At 65.6% G+C, this 23806-nt stretch carries 26 protein-coding genes and 1 riboswitch; of the genes, 12 read left to right on the top strand and 14 right to left on the bottom strand.

Going from position 1 to position 23806, the window contains the following annotated elements; translation table 11 throughout:
• Positions 1-53 precede the first annotated feature (53 nt).
• Entirely contained in the window at positions 54-263 is a 210-nt protein-coding gene (locus ToN1_RS24075; protein WP_169206966.1) for a dodecin, read from the top strand.
• On the opposite strand, the gene ylqF is transcribed toward ToN1_RS24075, so the two are convergent.
• Complete coding sequence (gene ylqF, locus ToN1_RS24080; RefSeq protein WP_169206967.1) at positions 229-1137, bottom strand: ribosome biogenesis GTPase YlqF; 909 nt, start codon at positions 1135-1137, stop codon at positions 229-231. The genes ToN1_RS24075 and ylqF overlap by 35 nt on opposite strands.
• A gap of 88 nt (positions 1138-1225) precedes the next feature.
• Between ylqF and ToN1_RS24085 the strand changes: the two genes are divergently transcribed.
• The 4 genes from ToN1_RS24085 (at position 1226) to amaB (ending at position 4610) form a co-directional block, all read left to right on the top strand.
• On the top strand, positions 1226-1786 hold the full coding sequence (locus tag ToN1_RS24085; RefSeq protein ID WP_169206968.1) for a DUF1415 domain-containing protein: 561 nt from the start codon (positions 1226-1228) through the stop codon (positions 1784-1786).
• The gene (locus ToN1_RS24090) at positions 1783-2652 is read left to right on the top strand and encodes a class I SAM-dependent methyltransferase (RefSeq protein WP_210147926.1); all 870 of its coding nucleotides are present in this window, start codon (positions 1783-1785) and stop codon (positions 2650-2652) included. The genes ToN1_RS24085 and ToN1_RS24090 overlap by 4 nt, the downstream gene beginning before the upstream one ends.
• A 95-nt stretch (positions 2653-2747) precedes the next feature.
• Positions 2748-3035: a hypothetical protein gene (locus ToN1_RS24095; RefSeq protein ID WP_169206969.1), complete on the top strand. Its 288-nt coding sequence runs from the start codon at positions 2748-2750 to the stop codon at positions 3033-3035.
• 54 nt (positions 3036-3089) lie between these two features.
• The gene (amaB, locus tag ToN1_RS24100; RefSeq protein WP_169206970.1) at positions 3090-4610 is read left to right on the top strand and encodes an L-piperidine-6-carboxylate dehydrogenase; all 1521 of its coding nucleotides are present in this window, start codon (positions 3090-3092) and stop codon (positions 4608-4610) included.
• A gap of 15 nt (positions 4611-4625) precedes the next feature.
• Here amaB and paeA read toward each other — a convergent pair whose 3' ends face one another.
• From paeA to ToN1_RS24120, 4 genes are all read right to left on the bottom strand, one after another.
• Complete coding sequence (paeA, locus tag ToN1_RS24105; protein ID WP_169206971.1) at positions 4626-5930, bottom strand: polyamine export protein PaeA; 1305 nt, start codon at positions 5928-5930, stop codon at positions 4626-4628.
• A 182-nt stretch (positions 5931-6112) separates the two neighbouring features.
• Positions 6113-7051, bottom strand: a complete 939-nt coding sequence (locus tag ToN1_RS24110; protein ID WP_169206972.1) for a hypothetical protein — start codon at positions 7049-7051, stop codon at positions 6113-6115.
• A gap of 135 nt (positions 7052-7186) precedes the next feature.
• Positions 7187-7732 (bottom strand): YaeQ family protein, encoded by a 546-nt coding sequence (locus ToN1_RS24115; protein ID WP_169206973.1) that lies wholly within the window; start codon positions 7730-7732, stop codon positions 7187-7189.
• A gap of 54 nt (positions 7733-7786) precedes the next feature.
• Positions 7787-8566 carry a hypothetical protein gene (locus ToN1_RS24120; RefSeq protein ID WP_169206974.1) on the bottom strand — a complete coding sequence of 260 codons (780 nt, stop codon included), beginning with the start codon at positions 8564-8566 and terminating at the stop codon, positions 7787-7789.
• Positions 8567-8715: 149 nt separating this feature from the next.
• Between ToN1_RS24120 and ToN1_RS24125 the strand changes: the two genes are divergently transcribed.
• Positions 8716-9708: a serine/threonine protein kinase gene (locus ToN1_RS24125; RefSeq protein ID WP_169206975.1), complete on the top strand. Its 993-nt coding sequence runs from the start codon at positions 8716-8718 to the stop codon at positions 9706-9708.
• 9 nt (positions 9709-9717) lie between these two features.
• Here the strand turns inward: ToN1_RS24125 and ToN1_RS24130 are convergent, their stop codons facing one another.
• The gene (locus tag ToN1_RS24130) at positions 9718-10221 is read right to left on the bottom strand and encodes an HAD domain-containing protein (RefSeq protein WP_169206976.1); all 504 of its coding nucleotides are present in this window, start codon (positions 10219-10221) and stop codon (positions 9718-9720) included.
• A 182-nt stretch (positions 10222-10403) separates the two neighbouring features.
• Here ToN1_RS24130 and fabI point away from each other — a divergent pair, with 182 nt between their 5' ends.
• The 3 genes from fabI to folE are packed head-to-tail and all read left to right on the top strand — an operon-like array spanning position 10404 to position 12465.
• Entirely contained in the window at positions 10404-11183 is a 780-nt protein-coding gene (fabI, locus tag ToN1_RS24135; RefSeq protein ID WP_169206977.1) for an enoyl-ACP reductase FabI, read from the top strand.
• A 14-nt stretch (positions 11184-11197) separates the two neighbouring features.
• Positions 11198-11794 (top strand): hypothetical protein, encoded by a 597-nt coding sequence (locus ToN1_RS24140; protein ID WP_169206978.1) that lies wholly within the window; start codon positions 11198-11200, stop codon positions 11792-11794.
• A 29-nt stretch (positions 11795-11823) separates the two neighbouring features.
• Positions 11824-12465 carry a GTP cyclohydrolase I FolE gene (gene folE, locus ToN1_RS24145; protein ID WP_169206979.1) on the top strand — a complete coding sequence of 214 codons (642 nt, stop codon included), beginning with the start codon at positions 11824-11826 and terminating at the stop codon, positions 12463-12465.
• Positions 12466-12481: 16 nt separating this feature from the next.
• On the opposite strand, the gene ToN1_RS24150 is transcribed toward folE, so the two are convergent.
• From ToN1_RS24150 to ToN1_RS24165, 4 genes are read right to left on the bottom strand one after another with little or no spacing between them, the layout of a single operon-like run.
• A complete protein-coding gene (locus tag ToN1_RS24150) occupies positions 12482-12811 on the bottom strand; it encodes a DUF3301 domain-containing protein (RefSeq protein WP_169206980.1) in 330 nt (109 codons plus the stop codon).
• 31 nt (positions 12812-12842) lie between these two features.
• Positions 12843-14426, bottom strand: a complete 1584-nt coding sequence (locus ToN1_RS24155; protein ID WP_169206981.1) for an inorganic phosphate transporter — start codon at positions 14424-14426, stop codon at positions 12843-12845.
• 60 nt (positions 14427-14486) lie between these two features.
• On the bottom strand, positions 14487-14843 hold the full coding sequence (locus tag ToN1_RS24160; protein WP_169206982.1) for a nucleotide pyrophosphohydrolase: 357 nt from the start codon (positions 14841-14843) through the stop codon (positions 14487-14489).
• Positions 14840-15685 (bottom strand): 23S rRNA (adenine(2030)-N(6))-methyltransferase RlmJ, encoded by an 846-nt coding sequence (locus tag ToN1_RS24165; protein WP_169206983.1) that lies wholly within the window; start codon positions 15683-15685, stop codon positions 14840-14842. The genes ToN1_RS24160 and ToN1_RS24165 overlap by 4 nt, the downstream gene beginning before the upstream one ends.
• A gap of 98 nt (positions 15686-15783) precedes the next feature.
• Between ToN1_RS24165 and ToN1_RS24170 the strand changes: the two genes are divergently transcribed.
• Complete coding sequence (locus tag ToN1_RS24170) at positions 15784-16332, top strand: gamma carbonic anhydrase family protein (RefSeq protein ID WP_169206984.1); 549 nt, start codon at positions 15784-15786, stop codon at positions 16330-16332.
• 38 nt (positions 16333-16370) lie between these two features.
• On the opposite strand, the gene ToN1_RS24175 is transcribed toward ToN1_RS24170, so the two are convergent.
• Entirely contained in the window at positions 16371-17255 is an 885-nt protein-coding gene (locus tag ToN1_RS24175; RefSeq protein WP_169206985.1) for a DMT family transporter, read from the bottom strand.
• Positions 17256-17537: 282 nt separating this feature from the next.
• Here ToN1_RS24175 and ToN1_RS24180 point away from each other — a divergent pair, with 282 nt between their 5' ends.
• Both ToN1_RS24180 and ToN1_RS24185 read left to right on the top strand, forming a co-directional pair.
• Positions 17538-19637: a DUF1631 family protein gene (locus ToN1_RS24180; protein WP_169206986.1), complete on the top strand. Its 2100-nt coding sequence runs from the start codon at positions 17538-17540 to the stop codon at positions 19635-19637.
• A gap of 80 nt (positions 19638-19717) precedes the next feature.
• A complete protein-coding gene (locus ToN1_RS24185; protein WP_169206987.1) occupies positions 19718-20059 on the top strand; it encodes a CPBP family intramembrane glutamic endopeptidase in 342 nt (113 codons plus the stop codon).
• Between the two features lie 229 nt (positions 20060-20288).
• Here ToN1_RS24185 and cbpB read toward each other — a convergent pair whose 3' ends face one another.
• The 3 genes from cbpB to ToN1_RS24200 all read right to left on the bottom strand — a co-directional run bounded on the left by cbpB (position 20289) and on the right by ToN1_RS24200 (position 23705).
• The gene (gene cbpB, locus ToN1_RS24190; protein WP_169206988.1) at positions 20289-21668 is read right to left on the bottom strand and encodes a peptide-modifying radical SAM enzyme CbpB; all 1380 of its coding nucleotides are present in this window, start codon (positions 21666-21668) and stop codon (positions 20289-20291) included.
• Positions 21665-21841, bottom strand: a complete 177-nt coding sequence (gene cbpA, locus ToN1_RS24195; RefSeq protein WP_244860884.1) for a modified peptide precursor CbpA — start codon at positions 21839-21841, stop codon at positions 21665-21667. The genes cbpB and cbpA overlap by 4 nt, the downstream gene beginning before the upstream one ends.
• A gap of 56 nt (positions 21842-21897) precedes the next feature.
• Positions 21898-22087, bottom strand: a riboswitch (cobalamin riboswitch).
• A 94-nt stretch (positions 22088-22181) separates the two neighbouring features.
• Positions 22182-23705, bottom strand: coding sequence for a sigma-54-dependent transcriptional regulator (locus tag ToN1_RS24200; RefSeq protein WP_169206989.1), 1524 nt, complete (start codon positions 23703-23705; stop codon positions 22182-22184).
• Between the last annotated feature and the right edge of the window lie 101 nt (positions 23706-23806).

Raw genomic sequence — 23806 nt, forward strand, 5'->3', positions numbered from 1 at the left:
GAAGGCTTCTCTATACTGGGAGCGCTGCCCGTTCAATCCTCGAGGAGAACGCGATGTCCGCCCACACCTACAAGCTCGTCGAAATCGTCGGTTCGTCCCCGGACAGCGTCGATGCGGCGATCCGCAACGCGATCGAGACGGCAAGCAAGACGATCCGTCATCTCGACTGGTTCGAGGCGACCGAGATCCGCGGCCACATCGCCGACGGCAAGGTCGCGCACTTCCAGGTCAAGCTGAAGGTGGGGTTCCGGCTGGAGGAGTGAGGCCGCGGTCGGCCTCCAGCATCGCGCGGCGCGTTTCGGGCGTCTCGAGGCTGACGCGCCCGAGGACGCCGCTGCGGTAATCGGTGAGAAAGATCTGCGCGGCCTTTTCGAGGTCGAGAGCGCCCCCCTTGAGGCGGCAGCCGCGCCGCGCTGCGACGATCTCGACCACGCCGACGCCGTCGAGCGCCTCCATGCGCTCGGGCGCGATGCCGTAGCGCTTCGCGACGAGATCCGGATAGCGTTCCACCAGCACGTCGCCGAGAAAGGCCGCAACCTCCTCGTCGATCACCGCATTGCGGCCGATCGCGTGGCTCGCCGCGAGCATGAGGCCGTCCGAGTCGTGGTCGATCTTCGGCCACATCAGGCCCGGCGTATCGGTGATTGTCATGTGCGAGCCGAGATCGAAGGTCTGCTGCGATTTCGTGACCGCCGGCTCGTCGCCCACGGCCGCGACGCGGCGCTTGAGCAGCGCATTCATCAAGGTCGATTTGCCGACGTTGGGAATGCCCATGATCATGATGCGCAGCGGCTTCGTGCCGTCGGTGCGGTGCGGCGCAAGCGCCTGGCACAGCCCAGGGACGCGCGCGACGTCACCGGGCTTCTTGCACGACAGGGCCACCGCCTTCACGCCTGCCTGCGCGTTGAAGAAATCCAGCCAGGCGCGCGTCGCGACGGGATCCGCGAGGTCGGCCTTGTTGAGCAGCTTGAGGCACGGACGCTGCCGGAACAGGCGCAACTCGCGGATCATCGGGTTGCTGCTCGCCTCGGGGATGCGGGCGTCGAGCACCTCGATCACGACGTCGGTCATGGCCATGGTCTCGGCGGCCTTCTTGCGCGCCGAGGTCATGTGACCGGGAAACCACTGGATGGACATCTGGAGAGTAAGTATTGGACAAGGCGCGCATTATCGCCTCCTTCGTCCCGCGATTGGGGCAAAATGGCGGCCTTTCGAGGGGTGGTGCATGAATCGTGACGAAGTGATCGCAGCGACGCGGCAGTGGATCGAGAAGGCGGTGATCGGGCTCAACCTGTGCCCGTTCGCGAAGTCGGTGCATGTGAAGAACCAGGTGCGCATTGTCGTCAGCGAGGCGAAACATGTGGACGGCTTCCTCGAGGATCTCGATCGTGAGCTGGAATTCCTCGCCGCCGCCGATCCGCAGGACGTCGACACCACCCTGCTCGTGCATCCGACCCTGTTCCCCGATTTCCTCGACTTCAACGAAGTCGCCGGCATCGCCGAGGAGGCGGTCGAAGAGCACGAGCTCGAAGGCATCCTGCAGGTCGCCAGCTTCCACCCGCACTTCCAGTTCGAGGACACGCCCGAGGACGACATCACGAACTTCACCAATCGCTCGCCCTTCCCCACGCTGCACCTGCTGCGCGAGGACAGCATCGAGCGCGCGGTGGCAGCCTACCCGGAGGCCGACTCGATCTACGAGCGCAACATCGAGACGATGAAGAGGCTCGGCCTGGACGGTTGGAAGGCGCTCGGCATTCCGGGGACGGAGGTCGACAAAAAGTGAACCGCACGCGTAACAAGCCTGCAACGCCCGCGGCTCCCGCCGCCCCGGGCGGGATCCCTGACGTGCGGCCGGGGCAGTCGATCGAGCTCCTCAAGGAGCTGCACATCCTGACGCGCGACGGCAAGCTCAACCAGGACAGCCGCCGCAAGCTGAAGCAGGTGTATCACCTGTACAACTTCATCGAGCCGCTGCTCGAGGAAGTGATGGCGGCACGGGGCGACCTCACACTGGCGGACCACGGCGCGGGCAAGTCCTACCTCGGCTTCATTCTGTATGACCTGTTCCTGAAGGCGCGCGAGAGCGGCCACATCTACGGCATCGAAACCCGCGAGGAGCTGGTCACCCGTTCGCGCGAACTCGCCGGCCGGCTGGGTTTCGGGCGCATGAGCTTCCTGAACCTGTCGGTCGAGGAATCGACGCGCTCGACCGAGCTGCCCGAACACATCGATATTGTCACGGCCTTGCACGCCTGCAACACCGCGACCGACGACGCGATCCGCTTTGCGCTGGAAAAACACGCGCGCTTCATCGTGCTGGTGCCCTGCTGCCAGGCCGAAGTCGCAGCCACGCTGCGCAAGCACAAGAACGAATCTTTCGGCCGCACCCCGCTCTCCGAGCTGTGGCGCCACCCCATCCACACGCGCGAATTCGGCAGCCAGATCACCAACGTGCTGCGCTGCCTGCTGCTCGAGTCGCATGGCTACCAACTCACCGTCACGGAGCTCGTCGGCTGGGAGCATTCGATGAAGAACGAACTCATCATTGCGCGCGCCACCGGGCAGCGCCGCGGCAACGCGCGCGAGCGGCTGGAGAGCATCCTGGCCGAGCTGAACCTCCAAGACCTGCACGATCGCTTCGTTTACTGAACCGCACACGGGGCGTCAAACTTGATCCCGGTGAAGTACGCACCGGTTGTGCGCTGGTAGGCTGTGGGTTCACACACTGACCGCGGGAGCCCCCCATGTCCGATGTCCCGTTCCCCGTCCTGGTCGCCGCCGTCTTCCTGTTCGGCACCCTCGCCATCCTCCACATGTTCATGCGGCAGCAGGAGGCACAGCGCAGGCTGCCCGAACGCGATCAATACTTCGCCGCTCATGGCCTGGATTCGGTCGCGTGCGCGCACTGCCGCTCGATAGACACGCGCGAATTCGGCCTCAACGATTCGGGCGACGACCGTCGCGTCGTCGCCTGCGCGCAGTGCGACAAGCTTTTGTTCCGCTACACACGAGGAACGTCCGGCCCGCTCTAGAACGATTCCGCATCGGTGCGGGTCAACGCGGCATCATGGTCCCGGAGGCCGTTCATGGAACTCGCATCCCTGACATCCTCGCTGCTCGCCACGCTAGGCGTCGAGAAGGAACGTTTCGATGGCGGCGAGCTCGCCGTCCGTAGCCCGATCGACGGCAGCCTGATCGGCCGCGTCGGCGCCACGAAGCGCGTCGCAACCGACGCCGCAATTGCCCGAGCACATGATGCATTCCTCGCCTGGCGCAGCGTTCCTGCCCCTCGCCGTGGGGAGCTCGTACGGCGCTTCGGTAATCTGCTGCGCGATCACAAGACCGATCTCGGCACGCTCGTCACGATCGAAACGGGAAAGATCCGCCAGGAAGGGCTGGGCGAAGTGCAGGAGATGATCGACATCTGCGACTTCGCCTGCGGCCTCTCGCGGCAGCTGTACGGACTCACGATCGCCAGCGAGCGGCCGGGCCACCGCATGATGGAACAGTGGCATCCGGCCGGAGTGGTCGGCGTCGTCTCGGCCTTCAACTTCCCGGTCGCTGTATGGGCATGGAACGCGATGCTCGCATGGGTGTGCGGCGACAGCGTGGTATGGAAGCCCTCGGAACGCACGCCCCTCACCGCGCTCGCCTGCAGGGCGCTGTTCGAGCGCGCGTGCCGTGGCATGTCCGAGGCCCCGGCGGGCTTGCTCGAAGTCGTGACCGGCGGCCGTGAACATGCGGCAACGCTCGCGGACGACGAGCGCATCGCAGTCTTCTCGGCGACCGGCTCCTGCAGCATGGGACGCGCACTGGCGCCGCGCGTCGCGGCGCGGCTGGCACGCTCCATCCTCGAGCTGGGCGGGAACAACGCCGCCATCGTGTGCCCCAGCGCCGATCTCGCGCTCGCCGAGCGCGCCATCCTCTTTGCCGCGGCGGGCACGGCCGGACAGCGCTGCACGACGCTGCGTCGTCTCATCGTGCATGAATCGATCGCCGATACGCTGCTCGAACGGCTGCGCGCGGCCTGGCGACGCATTCCCGTAGGCAGCCCGCTCGACGCTTCGTCGCTGGTCGGCCCGCTCATCGATCCGACCGCCGGAGCGGCAATGGATGCCGCGCTCGCCGAAGCGAAGGCTGCGGGCGGCAAGGTATTCGGCGGCCAGGCGGTGATCGTGCGCGGCTGCGAGGACGCTTGCTACCGGCGCCCGGCGCTGGTTGAAATGCCCGCGCAGAGCGACATTGTCCGCCGCGAGACTTTTGCCCCGATTCTCTACGCGATGCGCTATGCCAGTCTCGACGAGGCGATCGCGCTGCACAACGACGTACCGCAGGGGTTGGCATCGTCGATCTTCACGCGCGACCTTGCCGAGGCGGAGCACTTCCTGTCCGCCTCCGGGAGCGATTGCGGGATCGCCAACGTGAATATCGGCCCCTCGGGTGCCGAAATCGGCGGGGCGTTCGGCGGTGAGAAGGATACCGGCGGCGGGCGCGAATCTGGCTCGGATGCGTGGAAAGGCTACATGCGCCGAGCGACCTGCACGATCAACTATTCCGGCACGCTGCCGCTCGCGCAGGGGATACGCTTCGGGCTCGATGAAAGCTGAGCCGGCAGGCCGCCCCTAGCCGTCGGCGCCCACGGCGGATTCGCGCGTCACCAGCAGTTGGTCGATGCGGTAATTGTCGATGTCGACCACCTCGAACTTGTAGCCGCCGTAGCTCACCGCATCGGTGCGCTTGGGCACCTTGCGCAACATGTACATCATGAAGCCGGCGAGCGTCTCGTAGTTCTCGCTGCCTTCGAAGCTGTCGATCTCCAGCGCGTGCATCACGTCCTCGATCGGCGCAATGCCGTCGATGAGCCACGAATCGGCGTCGCGCTTGACGATGAGTTCCTCCTGCAGCGTGCTGCCGAGCTCGCCCATCACGGTGTTCATGACGTCCTGCAGGCTCAGCAGGCCGACGATCAGGGCGTATTCGTTGACGATCAGCGCGAAGTCCTCGCGCGCCGCGCGGAAGCGGTCCAGCGCTTCGAAGAGCGTGAGCGTATCGGGAATGACGAGCACGCTGCGCACCATCGGGTCCGCGCGCAGCGAGAGTTTCTGCCCGGAAAGGATGCGCGCGAAGATGTCCTTGAGGTCCACGTAACCGACCACGCTGTCGATCGCGTTCTCGCACACCGGGAACTTGCCGTGCGGCTGCTCGGTGAGCTTCGTGCGGATGCTCTCTTCGGATTCGTTCAGCGTGAAGAAGACGATGTTCTCGCGGTTCGTCATCGCCGAGCCGACGGTCCGCGTATCGAGTTCGAACACGTTCGCGATCAGCTCGCGCTCCTGGTTCAGCAGCGTGCCGGTTTGCGCGCCGGCCTCGGCCATCGCGACGATGTCCTCCGACGTGATGTCCTCGGCGCGCACGTTGGGCAGCTTGAACAGCGCGAATAGGCGGTTCGCGAGCCCGTCGAAGAACCACACGGCCGGCGCGAACGCGACCAGGAACAGCTGGATCGGCTTCACCACTGCCACCGCGACCCGCTCCGGCGCGACCATCCCCAAGCGCCGCGGAATCAGGTCGGCGAAAAGGATGAACAATGAGGTGACGACGACGAAGGACAGTACGAAGCTCAGGGTGTCGAGCATCGGTCCGTCATAGGCAAGCGCGATCACGCCGGAAATCGCCGGCGAGAGCGCCGATTCGCCGACGATCCCGCCCAGGATGGCGATGGCGTTCAGACCGACCTGCACCACCGTGAAGAAATGCCCCGGATTTTCCTGCAGCGCCAACACCCGCGCTGCCGCAAGGTCTCCGCTGTCGGCCATCAGTCGCAGCTTGATCTTGCGCGCCGCGGCGAGGGAAATTTCGGAAATCGAAAAGAACGCGCTCAAGGCAATGAGCGCCGCAATGACCAGCAACTGATTCGACAGACTCACGATAAAACCCCGAACTCCTCCGCAGCGGACTGCCCTGCGCCGCACAAACCCAGCAACGGACCATTATTCCGGCACTCGACACCCTTCGGGCTGAAGCCAAGGTAGTTGGGCAAGCCGTTACTGAACGAAGCCGAGGGACCTTGGACGAACGCCGATATGCGATTGCCGCCTTGATCGCAGACTCAGAAAAGGATCTCGAAACCGACCCCCAGAGCCCAACCGCGCCGGTTCTCGTCCTTCGCGTCGCCCTGCGGCCAGAAATGCCCCAAGCTGACCTCGACGAGGGTCCAGTCGCGATACACCGGCTGCCTCCAAATCGTGCGCACTCCGGTTTCGGAGACATTGTCCGAACCCGCAGTCGTCCCGCCGATCAGGGCCTCCAACGACAGGCTGCGCTGGTCACCGAAGGTCTTGAAGATACCCATACTGTTCGACCATGCCAAGCCGTCGGTCTCGTCGGAGATGGTACCCGCGAGGCTCCAGCGGAACGCAAGGGAGCGCGAGAAGCCGTGGCCGAAGCTCAGCAAGGTCGTCGATCCGACGCCATCCTTGCGGTTCCAGAAAAGCGTCTCGCGGAAGTCGACGCGGTTGCGCTCGCCCAGCACCCAGCCCTTCCTGTAGCGCGCCTGGGCATAGGGTTTGATGCCGCTGCGCAGGCCTGCGCGGAAGTCTATGTTGTCACGGAGCGCGTAGCCGATGCCGGCGAAGAGGGTCTGGTCCTCCCTGCGGTCCTCTGGGAGCAGCAGTTCGCGCCGGGTGAAGGGCTCGGGCTGATCAGTGAGGAGTTCGCGCTCATTCTCCTGGCCGAAGAAGAGATAGGTCTTTTCCTTTACGTTCGGCATGTCGAGCTTCGCGCCGAAACGGAAGCTCGCATCGGGGCTTTCGTGTTGCCGGCCGAGAAACTTGAAGCCGATGGAGCCCGACACCATCCCCCCCTGCTCGAACGGTTTGTCACCGAACCAGCCGTCGACATGCCGCGCAACGCCTTCGGTGAAGTCATGCACCATCGCACGACTGCGATCGAGTATCGGAAATTCTGCCTCGGCCGGCGACGACGCCTCCGCTGCCCACCCGCTCGCCAGATACCCGAGAAGCATGCAACCCGCCAGACTGCGCCTCATGGCCAACCCTCCTGCAGCAATCGGAAAGCAGACACCTCTCTGTAATCTACGGCGTGCGAGCAAAAAAGGCGATCACGCAACGACGGACTGCGGGAATCCGGTCACGAATGCCGCATGGTTCCCTGCCGCCAGCGATCAGTCGCGCGGTCCCATCATGCGCTGCGGCTCGACGGACACGGTTTCGGTCCCGTCCGTGATCCACACCTGCCCATCCTGGATCGTGCATTGCAGACGCATGCTGCGCGCGGTCAGCGCAGCCAGCGCGGGGGCAACGTCCTCCGGGAGATTGAGCACTGTCAGATTCGTCAGGCGCGTGAGCTTGTCGCGGATACCGCTCCACCAGATGTCCGCAGCGCGCCCGTAGCTCATGACGACCACTTCGCGGGCGCGGCCGCAAGCCTTCCGGATCCACTTCTCGTCCGGCTGGCCCACGTCGATCCAGCGCTCGACGAGCCCGGTCAGGTCCTTCTGCCACAGATCCGGCTCGTCGTCGACACACAGTCCCTTGGCGAATGCGAGCGCGGGATCGGCATACAAGGCGTAAGCGAGGATGCGCACCATCATGCGTTCGTCGGTCTCCGACGGATGGCGTGCAATCGTCAGGTTGTGGTCGCCGTAGTAGTTGCGGTCCATGTCGGCGACCACGACCTCGGCCTTGAAGATGGTTGCCTTGAGGGCCATTTCGTTCACTTCTCGCTGCGGCCTCGGGCCGCTGTTGATTGGTTGGGCGTCGCGTCAATGCGTCGAATTGCCGGCTGCGCGGCGCGCCTGCTGCCACGCGAGCACCGCCTGCGTTGCGTGCGCCATCACACGGTCGCGGAACTGCACCGGCAGTTCCTTCGACAAGGCGCCGAACAACGCCTCGTTCATCTCGCGCGCGAGTCCCTCGGCCGCGAGGCCCTCGGCCAGGCACTGGATCTGGATGTGCGCGACCGCATCGGCCACCAGGCGCCAGCCCAGCACCGGCATCAGCTCGGTCAGAGCGAACATCATCCCTCCGAGCCGCGTCAGGATCGCCGTCGCCTGCTCGCGATCGTCGCTCGCGATCATGGCGTGCCACAGGGCGAGATGGATGCCGCGCCTGAGGTCGATCTTGAAGTCGATCGCGTTGCCCTCGCCGTCGGCGATCGCAGCAAACTGGCGCTGGAAGCGCGCATCCTGCTCGGGATCCAGCGCGGTGCGCAGGGCTCCGAGGAGTTCCGACAGGCCGGGAATGGCGACCAGCCCGAAAGCCTGGCTGTAGGCGAGCCCCCATTGATCCAGCCCGGATACGAGCATCGCCAGGCGCAGCGCACGAGCGTCGTGGTCGGCAGCTGCCCGACTCCAGTTCCCGATGGCCTCTGCCAGCCTTTCGACCCCGCGGGCACGACCGGCATCGTCTTCGTCCAGCGTCAGGCGGAACACCTGCGCAAATCCGTCCTGCGCCATGCGCGCAGCGAGCTTCTGCACATCAACCGCTGCCAGGGCGGCGAGCGAGTCGACCGGAATCGTTTCGGCGGATACGTCTTGCGTCATGTTGCGGTCCGGAAAAGAGGCACTGGAAAGGGGGCGTATTCTGAGCCCGGCGCGGGCGAACGGCAAATGTCGCAAGACGCCGTTGCAGCCAACCTTGTGCATTACGCCATTCCTGACAGAATGTGCCCCCCACCCGAACGCCGACAACCATGTCCGACCTCCCTTTCGAGTCCCTGACTCCCGACCTCATACTCGACGCGCTCGAGAGTGTCGGACTGCACCCCGACGGCCGCATGCTGGCGCTGAACAGCTATGAGAATCGCGTTTATCAGGTTGGCGTGGAGGACGCAGCGCCGCTGGTCGTGAAGTTCTATCGCCCCGCACGCTGGAGCGACGACGCCATCGCCGAGGAACATGCCTTCGTGACCGAGCTGGCCGCGCGCGAGATTCCCGTCATCGCGCCCCTCATGCTGGCGGGCGCCACGCTGCACCACTTTGCCGACCAGCGCTTCGCCGTCTTTCCGCGTGCCGGCGGGCGCGCGCCGGAGTTGTCCGACCCCGCGACGCTCGAATGGATGGGCCGTTTCATCGGCCGCATCCACGCCGTCGGCGCCCTGCAGCCCTACCGCGAACGGCCGACGCTGGATATTGCCTCCTTCGGCGTCGAACCAAGGCGCTACCTGCTCGATAACGATTTCATCCCCGTCGACCTGCTTGCGGCGTGGACGACCACCGTGGACCAGGCGCTGGACGGCGTGCGACGCTGCTTCGAGCGCGCCGGCACGGTCGCGCACCTCCGCCTGCACGGCGATTGCCACGCCGGCAACGTGCTATGGAGCGAGTCGGCCGCAGCGCCGGGCCCCCAGTTCGTCGACTTCGACGACAGCCGCATGGGGCCCGCGGTCCAGGATCTGTGGATGCTGCTCTCCGGCTCGCGCCAGGAAATGAGCCGTCAGCTCGGCGACGTGCTAGCCGGTTACGAAGATTTCCACGAGTTCGCGCCGCGTGAGCTGCATCTCCTGGAGGCGCTACGCACGCTGCGCCTGATCCACTACTCCGCTTGGATCGCCCGACGCTGGAACGACCCGGCCTTCCCACGCGCGTTCCCGTGGTTCAACACGCAGCGCTACTGGCAGGACCGCGTGCTGGAGTTGCGCGAACAGGTCGCTGCGATGGACGAACCGCCGCTCTGGTCAATCTAAGGGCGCCTTTCAGGCGCGCCGCAGGAACGAGGGCTCGCGCGACTTCGGCGGCAATGCGGAGCCGGAGCGGAAGCTGTCGAGCATGCGTCGCAATGCGGCCGCATCTTCTTCGCCGAAGCCGCGTTTGAAGTCGGTGAGGACGAGGCGCGAGCGCGTCATCCAGTTGCCCGGCGCGTCGTCCACCGCACACCACGACGCCGTCGCTATGTCCGGCACGTGCTGCCCGAGCCACAGCATGGCCTCGCGTTCGCGCAAACCGTGCAGTTCGGCGCCGTTCTTGGGAATCACATGCGGGGTTGCGCCGCACACCCGCGGGCGGATGTCCTCGGCAAAGCGCCCGACCAGCTTGGAGAGCGAAAACAGCATCCGCCAGTCGGAGGTGATGACGATGCGCGCCTCTTCATAGTCGCGCACGACCGCCTCGACGTGCGGCAGGCAGCGAAAATCCTCGACCTCGCCCCAAGGGTGGGTGACGCCGTCGAAATCCATGAAAATGTAGCTATGCCGAGTCATTGATTGATTGCCGATAGTAACGGCGCGAAGGCACGCCAGATGCTAGAATGCTGCATTGCGCAAAATCTCGCAAGTAGCCCGTATAAACAGCTAATTGCGGTTATCCCGTACTTTCAAAGATATATCCGCGGCATTTAAATGCTGCGCAGCATCATTTTTCAAGCATTCCCGAGGAAATTCCCATGAAGCCGCTCGTCAATCTCGAAGGCAAAGTCGGTCTGATCACCGGCATCGCCAACGAAAAGTCCATCTCCACCGGCGTCGCCGAGGCGTGCGCGGAGGCGGGCGCGAAGCTCATCATCACCTACCAGAACGACAAGACGCGCGCCTTCATCGAACCCGTCGTCAATCGCCTCGGCGTCGAGGACGTGTATCTGCTGGACGTGACGCGCCCCGAGACCCTTGCCGACGTGCAGGAGAAGATCGCAGCGCGCCACGGCAAGCTCGACTTCGCGATCCATAGCATGGCCTTCGCCAAGCGCGACGACCTGCACGGGCGTGTGGTCGACACCTCGCCGGACGGCTTCGCGATGGCAATGGACGTTTCCACGCACTCCTTCGTGCGCCTCGCCAAGATGGTCGAACCGCTGCTGGAGCGCGCCGGCGGCGGTTCGCTGGTGACGATGACCTACCTCGGCAGCGAGAAGGTGATCCCCAACTACGGCGTGATGGGCCTGTGCAAGGCCGCGCTGGAAGCCGCGACCCGCTACATGGCGTTCGAACTCGGCGGCAAGAACATCCGCGTCAATGCGGTCTCCCCCGGTCCGCTGATGACGCGCGCTGCCTCGGGCATCGCCGGCTTCGACGGCCTGATGGCGACCGCGGTCGAGCGCTCGCCGATGCACGCCCTTGTAACCCCCGAGGACATCGGCGCGCTGACGGCCTTCCTGGTCTCCGACGCGGGACGGCTGGTCACCGGCGGGGTCCATTTCGTGGACGCCGGTTACAACATCATGGCCTGACACGCGAGGCGGCGGTGATCGATCTCGCCGAAGCGCGCGCCCGACTCGGTCGTATCGGCCTCCGCCTGCCCGACCCGGTCCCCGCACACGCCCTGCTCGCGGGCCTGCGGGAGATCGGGCGGGGCGAATACAGCATCGTGCTGGAACATCCCGACCCCGAGCGCGTCTATAAAGTCGTCAGTTCGCCGGCCGACCTGTTCCTTTACACAGCAGACGACCGTCCGCGCGGTCCGCACTTCCCGGTGGTGTACGCACACCACGGCGTGATCGGGCGCGCGGCCTCAGGCTATCCCTTCCATCTGCTGGAGATGGAGCGGCTCTACCCGTTGCAGGATGGAACACCCGCCGCCGATCAGGCAGCCCTGCTGATCGACGCCTACTGGTCGGCCTGCGTCCAGCGCGCGCAACTGGGTGGGGACATGGGCCGGATCGCGCTATACCATGTGAGCCTGGCGCCCCCGGCGATCGGCGAATCGCTCAAGCTCGCGCTGAGGGCGCTGTCGGACTTCGTCGAGGAATACCAGGTGCTGCCGGACATCCTCAACGCGGACAACATCATGGTGCGCAGGGACGGCACGCTGGTATTCTCCGACCCGGTATTCATCGCCTGAGCGTTTTTCCCAAGGTACAAAGGGCCACGATGAGCGATTTCGACGAGCACCACCCGCCCCACGGCCCCTGCACCGGCGCCGGCATCCCGCGCCAGGGACAGTTTGACCCGGCCGCGTTCGAGCGCGCAGTCAACGATCTCGTGGCCGCCTGCGGCATCGCCCCCGACACCACACACATGGGTCGCACCGCGATGCGCGTGCGCGAACTGTGGCAGAAGCGCCTGCTCGGCGGATACGAGCTCGACCCCGCCGAAGCCCTGGGCGACGGCTTTCCCGACGAGCGCTCGGACATGGTCGTGATCCGCGGCATCGCGGTGCATGGCGTGTGCCCGCACCATCTCGTACCCTTCCGCGGCGTCGCCCACGTGGCCTACCTCCCCGGCGGGCGCTTGCACGGTTTCGGGCGGATCGCCCGCCTCGTCGATGCCATCGGGCACCGATTCACCTATCAGGAATGGATGACCCGCGACATCGCCGACGCGCTGCTCACGCACGGTCGTGCCCGGGGTGCCGCATGCATCATCGAAGCGGAACAACTGTGCCTGCTGCTGGGCGAGGATCGCCGCGGCGACGAGCGCGTCGTGACCCAGGCCTTTGCCGGCGAATTCGAGACGCGCGAGCATCTGCGCAGCGAGTTCCTGCACGCCGTCGGAGGGCGGGGCCCACGCTGAGGCCGACTCCCTGCGATCAGTGGACGGTGAAGGTCGGTGCCCCGCGGGGGCCGATCTCCAGCATCACGACATCCTTGCCGCGCAGCGTCACCGAACCGTGCACACGATCGTTGCCCGAAACCGAATACTCGAACTCGTAAACGCGCTGGGGACAGAGCCGGCCGTCCTCATCGCGGACGAAGCGCAACGAACGGCCGGACACGGTTTCGTCGAGGAACTGCACGCCTTCGCGACGGCATGCCGCCCTCGCCGCCTGCACGCCGATTTCCCGCGTCCGGGCGCTGTCCAGCCAGAACCAGCCGCACAGGCACAGCAGCATCAGGGCGAGCAACTCGGCGAATGTCATTGGCGGGAATTCCGCAAAACCGGATGCGCCGTCATTCAAGCTCCATGCCGCGCATCACGAAGAAAAACAAACCGCCGAGCAGCGCGGACAACGGCACCGTCAGCAGCCACGCCGCGAAGATGCGTTGCAGTTGCGTGCGCGTGACCAGTTCCTTCCGATAAACCTCGCGCAGCACCCTGCGCTCCCGCTTGGAGAAATTCGCGGGGTCTGTCTTCTGCTTCGAGCGCGCTTTCAGATCCGCGAGCATCGCCTTTTTCTCGGGCACGGCGGCGCGCTCGAAGCGGCCGAGAAACTGATCGATCGCCCCCTGCTCACCGGCCGGATGGTGCGCCTTCATCTCCGCCACCATGCGCGCGTAGTTGCCCTTGAGGTACTCGCGCAGGAAACCGACGCCGATCACCGCGCCGACCGCGATGTGCGTCGAACTGACCGGAAGCCCCAGCACGCTGGCGGCGATCACCGTCACGGTCGCCGACAGGGCCACGCTGAACGCGCGCATCTGGTCCAGTTCGGTGATCTCCTCGCCCAGCGTCCGGATCACCCGCGGCCCGAACAGCGCGAGCCCCAGCACCAGCCCCATCGCCCCGGTCAGCAGCACCCAGAACGGCACCGGGGTCAGGCGGGCGATCGGCCCGTCGAGGTGTGCGAGCGACTCCACGATCGACGCCAAGGGCCCCACCGCGTTCGCCACGTCATTCGAGCCGTGCGCGAAACACAGCAGCGCGGCGGCGAAGATCAGCGGCGAATTGAACAGGCGATTCACGCCCGACTTGGTATTCGCAATGATGTAGTTCGGGTTCGACAGCGCGCGCCGCACATACAGGTACGCGGCGACCGCGGGGACAAAGCCGCTGACCGCCGCCACGGTGAAATCGGCCGCCCACAAGCTCCCGAAGCCCTTCATCAGCAGGAAGGTCCAGAACGACCACGCCATGAACGCCACAAGCCCGGGGAGTGTGCGCCGCGCCGCCGCGACCATGTCGACCTGATAGGTGATGAGGCGCTTGATCAGGTAAAGAAACAGCGCGGCGAACAACCCCGCCAGCACCGGCGAGATCACCCAGCTCGCGGCGATCGCGCCGACGACCTTCCAGTTCACGATGTCCAGCCCCACCGCGGCGACGCCGGCGCCGAGCACCGCGCCGACGATCGAATGCGTCGTCGACACCGGCATGCCGAAAGCCGTCGCCACGTTGATCCAGAGGCCGCCGGCAAGAAGCGCCGCCATCATGACCCACACCATCGTCCACGCGTCGCCGATATTCGCGGGATCGATGATCCCGCTGCGTATCGTGCGGATGACGTCGCCCCCCGCGATCAGGGCGCCCGACGCCTCGAACACCACCGCGAGACCGAGCGCGCCGGTGAGCGTCAACGCCTGTGCGCCCACGGCAGGCCCGACGTTGTTCGCAACGTCGTTGGCGCCGATGTTCATCGCCATGTACGCACCGAGCACGGCGGCGACCACCACCAGGACCCCGCCCTCGGTACCGCCCTTCAGTGCCGCATACAGCATCACACCCACGACGAAGAGCATGGTCGCCCCCAGGCGCAGCAGCTCGCCGTGCCCCTGGCGCGTGGCCTTGTCGATTTCGTCGATATGCTTGAGTTCCAACTTTCAGCCGACCACTATGCGAACGCGGAATTGTTCATTCTCGCAGAATCCGGTGGCGCCTCAGAGGCGGTCGTATTTGTCCGACCGCCCGCGGGACTTGTCGACCGGATAGCGCTCGGCGTTGATGCGCATCTTCGTCCGCGCGGCGTCGGCCAGATCGACCCCGAGCACGTCAGCCAGACGCACAAGGTAGAGCAGTACGTCGGCCAGTTCGAGCGCCACTTCGGCGCGCGCAGCCTCGGGCAGCGCGACCGACTCTTCGCCGCTCAGCCACTGGAAATGCTCGATCACCTCGCCGGCCTCGCCGGACAGGGCCATTGCCAGGTTCTTGGGAGTATGGAAGCGCTCCCAGTCGCGCTCGGCGGCAAATGAGCGCAGCGCGTCGCGCAGCGCGTCAAGGCTGTCCTGCCCGTTCATTCGATGTGGTGCTCCAGGTCGAAACCCGCATCCTCGTCCTCGCCGAGCGCGCGTACCAGCCACGGCATCACCGATTCGAGGGTCTGTGGCAGCACCCACGGCGGATTGATGATGTAGAGCCCGCTGCCGAACATCCCGAAGCCGTCGCGCGCGGGCTTGTTCACCGCAAGCCGCACGTCGAGCCAGCTCTCCGCCCCCAGGCCGGCCAGACGCTCCGGAAGCTGCCGCGCCTCGGGACGCGCGAGCATCGGATACCACACCGCGTAAGTGCCGCCCGGAAAGCGTTTCATTGCGTCAGCAACGGTATCGACCACGCGCCGGTAGTCCTCCTTCACCTCGTACGGCGGGTCGATCAACACCACCGCACGGCGCGCGGCCGGCGGCAGGAGTCCGCGCAATCCGGCAAAACCGTCGGCCTTGCGGATCAGTACCCGGTCCGTGTCGCGTGCAAAGGTCTGTTCGAGCAGCGAGACGTCGGCCGGATGCAGCTCGAACAGGCGCATGCGGTCCTGTTCGCGCAATTGCGTCATCGCCAGCGCGGGCGAACCCGGATAGAAGGTCAGCCTGCCGTGCGGATTGAACTGGGCGACGGCGTCGATGTAGGCACGCAAGGCCTCGGGAAGGTCATCACGCCCCCACAGGCGTCCGATCCCGCCCGCAAACTCGGCGTTCTTGCCCGCCTGCTCGCTGTCGAGCGCGTAGCAGCCGGCACCGGCGTGCGTATCGATGTACCACCACGGCTTGTCCTTGCGGTTGAAGTACCGCAGGAGCTCGATCAGGACGAAGTGCTTGAGGACGTCGGCGTGGTTGCCGGCGTGGAAGGCATGGCGGTAGCTGAGCATGGAGGATGCGGAACGGAGTCAGGCGCCGAATGCTAACACTGCCTGCTATGATTGCGGGCTGCCGGCGCGCACCGCCGGCTCCAACGGAGACAGGAAATATGGCGATTTACGCCCTGGGCGAACATACCCCGAGCTTTGGCGACGGGTGCTGGGTTGCGGACAACGCCACGGTGATCGGGCGCGTGGAAGCCGGGTCCAACGTGAGCGTCTGGTACAACGTCGTGATCCGCGGCGACAATGACCCGATCACGATCGGCGACAACACCAACATCCAGGACGGCTCCGTCCTGCACAACGACGACGGCGTGCCGCTCAAGATCGGCTCCGGCGTCACCGTCGGCCACATGGTCATGCTTCATGGCTGCACGGTCGGCGACGACACGCTCATCGGCATCAACGCGGTCGTCCTCAACCACGCCGTGATCGGCAAGAACTGCATCATCGGCGCCAACGCCCTCATTCCCGAAGGCAAGGTCATCCCCGACCGTTCGCTGGTGGTCGGATCGCCGGGCCGCATCATCCGCGAACTCACCGACGAGGACATCGCCGACCTGCGCCAGAATGCCAAGAACTACGTGCAGAACGCGCGCATGTATGCGGCCGACCTGCGCCACATCACGCCCGACCTGCCGAAGCGCCACGACTGAACCGGGGCTGAAGCCGCCGGCCAGGCGCAGGGGGAACGTCATCCGCGCGCCCCTGCCACCGCCGCCGGCGGGTGACGCGCAAGCCAGATCACCGCGGCGAGGATCACTGCACCGCCGATCACCTGATTGAACTCGATCGCCTCGCCAAGGAAGATTGCCGCAAGCACGAAGGTTACGACCGGCTCCAGTGTTGACAGGCTCGCGGCATCCGCCGCGCCCAGTTTCTGCAGCCCGATGAAGAAGCTGACCATCGCAATGACTGTGGACACGATTGCGATCAGCAGCACCGCCACCCAGCCTGTCACCCCCTGCGGCCAGGTGGCGCCGGCAACCCCGACCAGCCCGCCATACACCGCTGCTGCCGCCATCATGACCACGGTCGCACTCGCCAGTGGCGCCTCCCGGGCCATGACACGATTGCCGACAAGAATGTAGATGGAATAGATCAGGGCTGCGGCCACCCCAAGGATGATCCCCAGCGGCCGTCCGCTCAATTCCCCTCCGATCGTCAGCGCCGTACCCGCCAGGGCAGTCAGCACTGCGACCACGCGCCCTCGCGTGAGACGTTGCCGCAGGAATACCGCGCCCAGGAGCGTCACGAGAATCGGGTAAAGGTATAGCAAGAGGGCAACCAGGCCTGCCGAGGCGAAATTCAAGGCCTCAAAAAAGGCGTACGACTGCGCCACATAGCCGATTCCCCCCATCGCGACGAGAACCGCCGCATTACCTGCGGAAGGCCAGCGGCGCCGGGTCGCCAGCATCACCGCTGACATGAGCACGGCCGAAATGAGGAAGCGCAGGAACAACACCGTCACGACGTCAGCACCGCTGCCGCTCGCAAATCGGGCAAAGATCGCCATCGCACCGAAGGCCGCTGCGGACACGGCCACGTATGCCGCGCCGACCAAGCGCTCGTTCTGCATTCACCCGCTCCGGAAAACCGCGAAGCTTGCCGAAGCCGCGCGACGCGGTCAATCCAGTCGGCCCATGCGCGTATCCGCGACGCTCGCGATGGTCGACGGATCTGTCCGCGCGCGTTATCGGGCTACCCGCTTCGCGCGTGAGAAGCGGCCCATCGCATTCGACTTGCTCTCCGCTCTTCGCCGAACCAGCGTGCGAAACCGCGAAAAACGTAAATCCCCCGCGGTTTTCTCCATGGGCAAATGTAATAATCGGCCATGACGATCCCCGCAATCCGGTCCGACATGACTGACAATGAGGCCTCCCCACTCGCCAGCCTCGTGGCGGGTTGCCGTACCCAGCTGGAACACGACCTGTGCGAATTGTTCGAGGAAATGGGGCCCTCGCTGATCCAGGCGGCGACCGAGAGCGGTAACGCCGGCCGCGACCGCGCCCGGAGCATCGCCGTCGCGTCGCTCATGCAAGACGTTCCAAAGCGTTGGGACAAGGTGACCGCTTCCCTGAAAGCCAATCTCACTTCGCGCGCCGTGCGTGTGGCGCGGTCTGAATTCGATTCGGTCGACCAGGCGAACCTGCGCCTCGTGAGTGCGGCGGAAGAATCTGTCCAGTTTGCAATGCGCGAGGTCCTCGACCGGGTGACCCTCGCCTGCCGCGACGAGACCAAGCCACTCGATCGACGAATCAACTACCTGGTGCTGCGCAGGGTGATTGAACCGGGCGACAAGACGTTCAATGTCGCGGCGCTGTGGTCCTGCATCGAAGCCGCCTGCGCCGAGCTGACGAGCGATACGGGCGCCCTTATCCTGCTGCTGCAACTGGTCGGCGAACAGATGGCCACGGAGATGCCGCAACTCTACCGGGTGGTCAATGAAACCATGATCGAGGCGAACATCCTGCCGTCGCTCAAACGCAGCTATCGCGACACAACCCCGGTCGATGCCAATGAGGTTGCGGAGGAATCGTCGAAATTGGCGAGCACCCTCGAGCGCCTCGTTCAGGCGCGCACAAAGGAAACCGCCACCAGAGACACGCCCAGGCCGGGAACCATCAGCCAGGAATTGTTCAGTTCCCTGAAGACCCTGCAGGCCGGCGCCACGCCGCAAACCCCCGGTACGCACACCAACGTCGTGCGCATGGTGCGCGACAGCGGTGCCGCGCGCAACGTCATGCCGCTCGAGGCCGTGACCCTCGACATCGTCGTCAAGCTGTTCGACCTCATCTTCAGCGACCCGAACGTCGCCGAGGGGATCAAGGCACTGGTCGCCCGCCTGCAGACGCCGGTGCTCCGCGCGGCCATGTTGAACCAGCGCTTCTTCGCCGACCGCGGCCACCCGGCACGGCGCTTTCTCGACAGCATCTCGATCGTCGCCGTGCGCTGGGGAAAGGTCATCAACGCCGAGGATCCGTTCTATCTCAAGCTGTCGGAACTCGTCGACAAGGTGCAAAGCACGTATGACGGCGATATGGCGGTGTTCGATGCCGCCAACGCAGAGCTCGACGCGTTCCTCACCGAGCGCGAGGAACGCGACGAGGAGCAGAACCGCGCCCTCGCCGACGCGGTGCTCGCTCGTGAGGAGGACATGCGCCTCAAGCGCGAAGCCCAGATCCGTGCGCAGCAGCTGGCCGACGCCTGCATCGCCCGCGTGCTGCAGCCGGAGACGCCACCCGAGATCGAGGAGTTCCTCCGCAGCTACTGGCGCGACGTTGTCCAGAACCGGATCTCGCAATCCGGTGAGGAGGGAGCCCCCACTGCCGAGGCCATGCAGGTCGCAACCGATCTGCTGTGGTCGGTCACCCCGAAGCACCTTGCGGAAGAACAGCAGCGGCAGGCCGCCGGGGTGCCGACACTGCTGAGCAGGATCAACGCCGGCTTCGACGAATTCGGAGCCGCAGCAACCGAGCGCAAGGCCTTCTTCGACAGCCTGCTCGACCTGCAACTTGCCGCCATGCGCGCGAAAAAACCCGGGGTGCGCAAGAGTTCCTCGCCCTCACGCACGCGCGGCGGCGGGCCGACCCTTCAGGTCAGCCACGCAACGGACCTCGGCATTCGCGTCCAGGACATCTCGCTACCGAAGAGCGAGGGGCTCGACCGGGAAAACACGCCCGACCGCGCTGACCTTCGCCGGGTACGGCAATTGGTGCGAGGCGACTGGGTGGACTTCACAACCGCGCGGCAAACCCGCCGTGAGCGCCTGACCTGGATCAACCGCAGCCGCACGCTCTTCCTGTTCAGCAACAGCGCCTCGCCCTGTGCGATCTCGATCACCCCGGAAGCGCTCGCGGTGCGCCTCAAGAACGGTACGGCGCAGATCGTGAAGATCGACCGGCCGATCTTCGAGCGTGCCATCCACGGCGCGATCAGGTCGCTCGACCAACGCGCCTGAGCGGGATCGGTTCCACCTTGGCGGAACTCTCGTCGCCATCTCCCGTCCATCTGCAAGCCACTCCACTAGCAGGAACCTGCATGCAACGCGATCCGAGACTCGATGCCCTCTTCAACAACCTGAAGCAAAACCCGCCCAAGCCTGTCGGTCCGCTGCAAAAGGTCGCGGCGATAGCCGCTGCCGTACTCGTGTTCGGCCTGGCATTGACCTTCTCCATCCTGTTCTTTGCCGTCGTCGTCGCAGCAGGAGGGCTGATCTGGGGATATGTTTGGTGGAAGACCCGCAATCTGCGCAAGGCAATGCAGAAAGCGCAGGCGGAAGGTTCGGCCCGGCGCGGCCCGCCGCCGGCCGACAATCTGGTGATTGAAGGGGAAGTGCTGCGCGAAATCCGCGAAGAGGATCGCGACGCCCCACGCCAATGACCTTGGCAGCACCATCTGCCGCTTTGCCTGCTCTGGCGTTCCGCCTCGTGAATCAAGGGCCTGGACGAAAGCGGCAGATTGCAGCCTGTGGCAAGGCGCGAGCCGCAACAATATGGGTGGCGGTTGCGAGGATCCGCAGCGCCGCCACGGATCGCAGGACGCGCTTGCGTGTCCCGAAGAAGGCCGGCATGGGCCGGCCTTTGCTGCATCTGCGCGACCCTGCAAAAGCTCACAGAGAGAGATTGAACACCGTCTCGGTGCCCTCGTCCCAGCCGTCCCACAGATAGTCGTCGGCCTTGCCGTCGGCGATCAGGCGCAGGGAGTAATTGACCTGCTCCTTGTAGAACTCGCAGAAGGCGCCGATCTTCTCCATCCCGCCGTTCATCTCATGCGCCTCGGCCGGGCACGGCGAGCCGCAGAAATGGCGGATCGCGCAGTCGCCACAGGGACTGAACTTGTCCACGTCACGCCCCGTCACCGTCCTGAAGGCGTCGGACGCCAGCGCCGCCTCCACGCCGCCATCGACCAGCAGCGAACCGCCGTTGAAGCGCGGCAGGCCGATGAACTCGCTGCAGGGGTAGAGGCTGCCGTCGGCCGCCAGGGCGAAGAATGCGCGACCACCGCCGCAGGGCGAAATGTCGCACATCAGCCGTCGCGCCGTCGGCGCCAGGATGCCGATCAGGATATTGGCGAAATTGGCCACCACCAGCTTGCGCCCCGTCTCGCGATACAACTCATGGCTGCGGTCGAGCGCGGCAAAGAACGCCTTGGCCATCTCCCCGTCCGCCGGCTTCACCCCCCGCGCCCCGGGCAGCGTGCAGCGCAAGGTGTTGAGCATGCAGGTCGGCACCTCGTTCGCATGGAACAGCTCGACCATCGACGTCAGATAAGGCAGGTTCTCGGTGGTGCAGGTCGTGATGACGCTCCACGAGCCATACCCCTTCAACTTCGCCATCGCGGCCAGCACCTTCTCGTGCACGCTCTTGCCGCCCCAGGTGCGGCGGGTGGCATCGGTAATGTCTGCCACCGGGCCGTCCAGGGAAAGGCCGATGCTCACATTGCGACGGGTCAGGAATTCGACCGCGGCATCGTCGAGCAGGGTGCCGTTGGTCTGTACCCCGAAGGCGAAATCGTCGGCGAATTCGCTGATGGCAGCGAACACGGCAGCCTGGTTCATCAGCGGCTCGGCGCCGTGGAAGATCGCGCGCGGCTTCCTGCCCTCGGGCATGACCGAGCGGAAATACTCCCGCAGCCGCCCCAGGGATGCGACCAGGGTTTCGACCGGCATGTGCTGCCCCGACTTGCGCTGGCTGCCCGGGAGATAGCAATAAGTGCAATTGAGATTGCAGCGCTCGGTCGGATTGAGATAGACGCCGGAAGGCTTCAATTCGAAGCGCAGCGCATGCAGTTCCCGCCCGAAGGCTTCCGCCTGTCCACGATAGGCCTCCAGCAACGGACCATCGGCCAGCGACTCGGCCAGGCGGCTCTTGTCCACCAAAGCCCAGAAGGCGGTCTGGGGGTCGGTCACCGCCGCATAGACTGCGTGGCCGATGTCCACCGGGATCAAGGCGGGGCCCGCCAGGGCCCGGCTCGGGAGGGCGGCCGTCACTTGGCGGCCTTCCTGTCCATCAGCACATAGTGCGACAGGCCGATGCCCTCCGGGTTGCAGCTCTTGCGGACGGCGATGGTCGGAGCGGCGTTCTGCGCCGGGGCTGCCTGTTGGCTTTGGGCTTGCGTTTGAACATTTTGGGTCATGATCCATTCCTCGAGATAGAAAAACAAAAAGGGCTCCGGCTCACGGCACGCTTTGAGCATGCAGTCAGCCGGAGCCCTTGCCTTGGCTCCAGATCGGTTCGACACGTCTTCTGGCTACCGGATCAGCCGGATCGCTGCGCCTTCCCGCCGGGGTTGTCCCCGTCAGTGGCTGGTTTCTTCAACCTGGCAGCGGCCGTCCCCGGATACAGCGGCGGGCCCGCCACGGATTCGCACCGTGTTCCGTTTCGTCGAACCGAAAGGAAGCCGAATTTTTGCCTAGTCGGGCTGCACCGGTCAACAGTCTTCGCGGATGCGATCGAAAGCCCCGATACGCACTGGCCGCGACGGCGGGCCTATTCCATCGAGATCAAGCCTGCCCGATGCCGTAGCGCTTGAGGCGCGCGGCGATCGCCGTGTGCGAGGTGCCCAGGCGTTTCGCGAGCCTGCGCGTCGAGGGAAACTCCAGGTACAGGCGCTGCAACAGCCTGCGCTCGAAATCGGCGACGGCCGACTCGAGCGTGTCCACGCCGATTTCAACGGGCATGTCCGGCGTGCGATCGGACTGCGCGAGCTCCAGGTCGTCGGCGGTGATGATGCTACGTTCCGCCATGGTCACGGCGCGGAAGATGACGTTCTGCAATTGCCGGATGTTGCCCGCCCACGCGTTGGCGAGGAGCGCCGCACAGGCGTCCTGCGCGAGTCGCATCGAAGGGCGACCGGCCTGGGCGCAGGCGCGGGCGAGAAAGAGTTGCGCGAGGGGCAGGATGTCGCCCGGGCGTTCGCGTAGCGCCGGCATGTGGAGGTTCAGGACGTTGAGACGGAAGAGCAGGTCCTGGCGGAAGTGGCCTGCGGCGACCATGTCTTCGAGCGGCCGATGGGTCGCGCTGATGACGCGCACGTCCACTTTCAGCTCGCGGTCGCCGCCCACGCGGCGGAAGCTGCCGTCGTTGAGGAAGCGCAGCAGCTTGGCCTGCAGGTAGGACGACATCTCGCCCACCTCGTCGAGAAACACGGTGCCGCCGTCGGCCAGTTCGAGCAGGCCGGGCTTGCCGCCGCGCAGGGCACCCGTGAACGCCCCCGGGGCGTAGCCGAACAGTTCACTCTCGGCGAGGCTCTCCGGCAGGGCTGCGCAGTTGAGCGCAAAGAAGGGCTGGGTGCTGCGATTGCTGCCCGCGTGGCAGGCATGTGCCAGCAACTCCTTGCCGGTGCCGGTTTCGCCGGTGATCAGCAGGGGCGCGTCGACCAGCGCCATGCGGGCGGCACGTTGCTTGAGCTGCTCGATCTCGGACGAGGTGCCGACGATGGTATCGAAGCCGCCGGCCCCGTAGTTCTGCAGGGCGCTCAGCCGTTCGCCCATGCGGCTCGGCGCGTGCAGCGTCAGCATCGCGCCGGCGGCCCGGCCGCTGCTCTCGTGCAGAGGGAGGGTTTCGAGCATGAAGGACTCGCCGTTCAGCTCGATCTCGCGCACCGGCAGGTGGTAGCCCTCGACGACGAGGCGCTTCCCGAAGTCCGCGTCGCCGAGCAGTTCGGCCATCGACGTCCCGAGCAGGGCCGATTCGCTGAGGCCGCTGGCGGCGACCGCCGCCCCGTTGGCGATGACGACTACCCCGACCGCGTCGATGGCGAAGACGGGATCGGCCTGGGACGCGAGCAAGGCTTCCAGGTAGAGGCGCCGCTGGACGCCGGGGAGCATGTCGACGACCTCGACCGACCTCACCCCCTGCACGCGACGCAGGCGCGAGAACGCCGCCTCGTCGAGCGTCGGTGCCTCGATGTAGATGTGCGGCGGTTCGACTTCCACGGCCGTGACGTTGACGTCGCGGCTCGACAGCACCGCGAGGAGTTCCTGTGCGATGCCGACCCGGTCATCGAAGAAAACGACGATACGCATGCGGAGTGTCACGAATAAGAAACGGCGTAACGTTAACGCTACACTCGCGGATACGCCTTGTAAATCAAGCTTCAAGGCGATTTCTTAAAGTGCGCGAGCCG

Source organism: Aromatoleum petrolei (genome assembly GCF_017894385.1).
Lineage (GTDB): Bacteria > Pseudomonadota > Gammaproteobacteria > Burkholderiales > Rhodocyclaceae > Aromatoleum > Aromatoleum petrolei.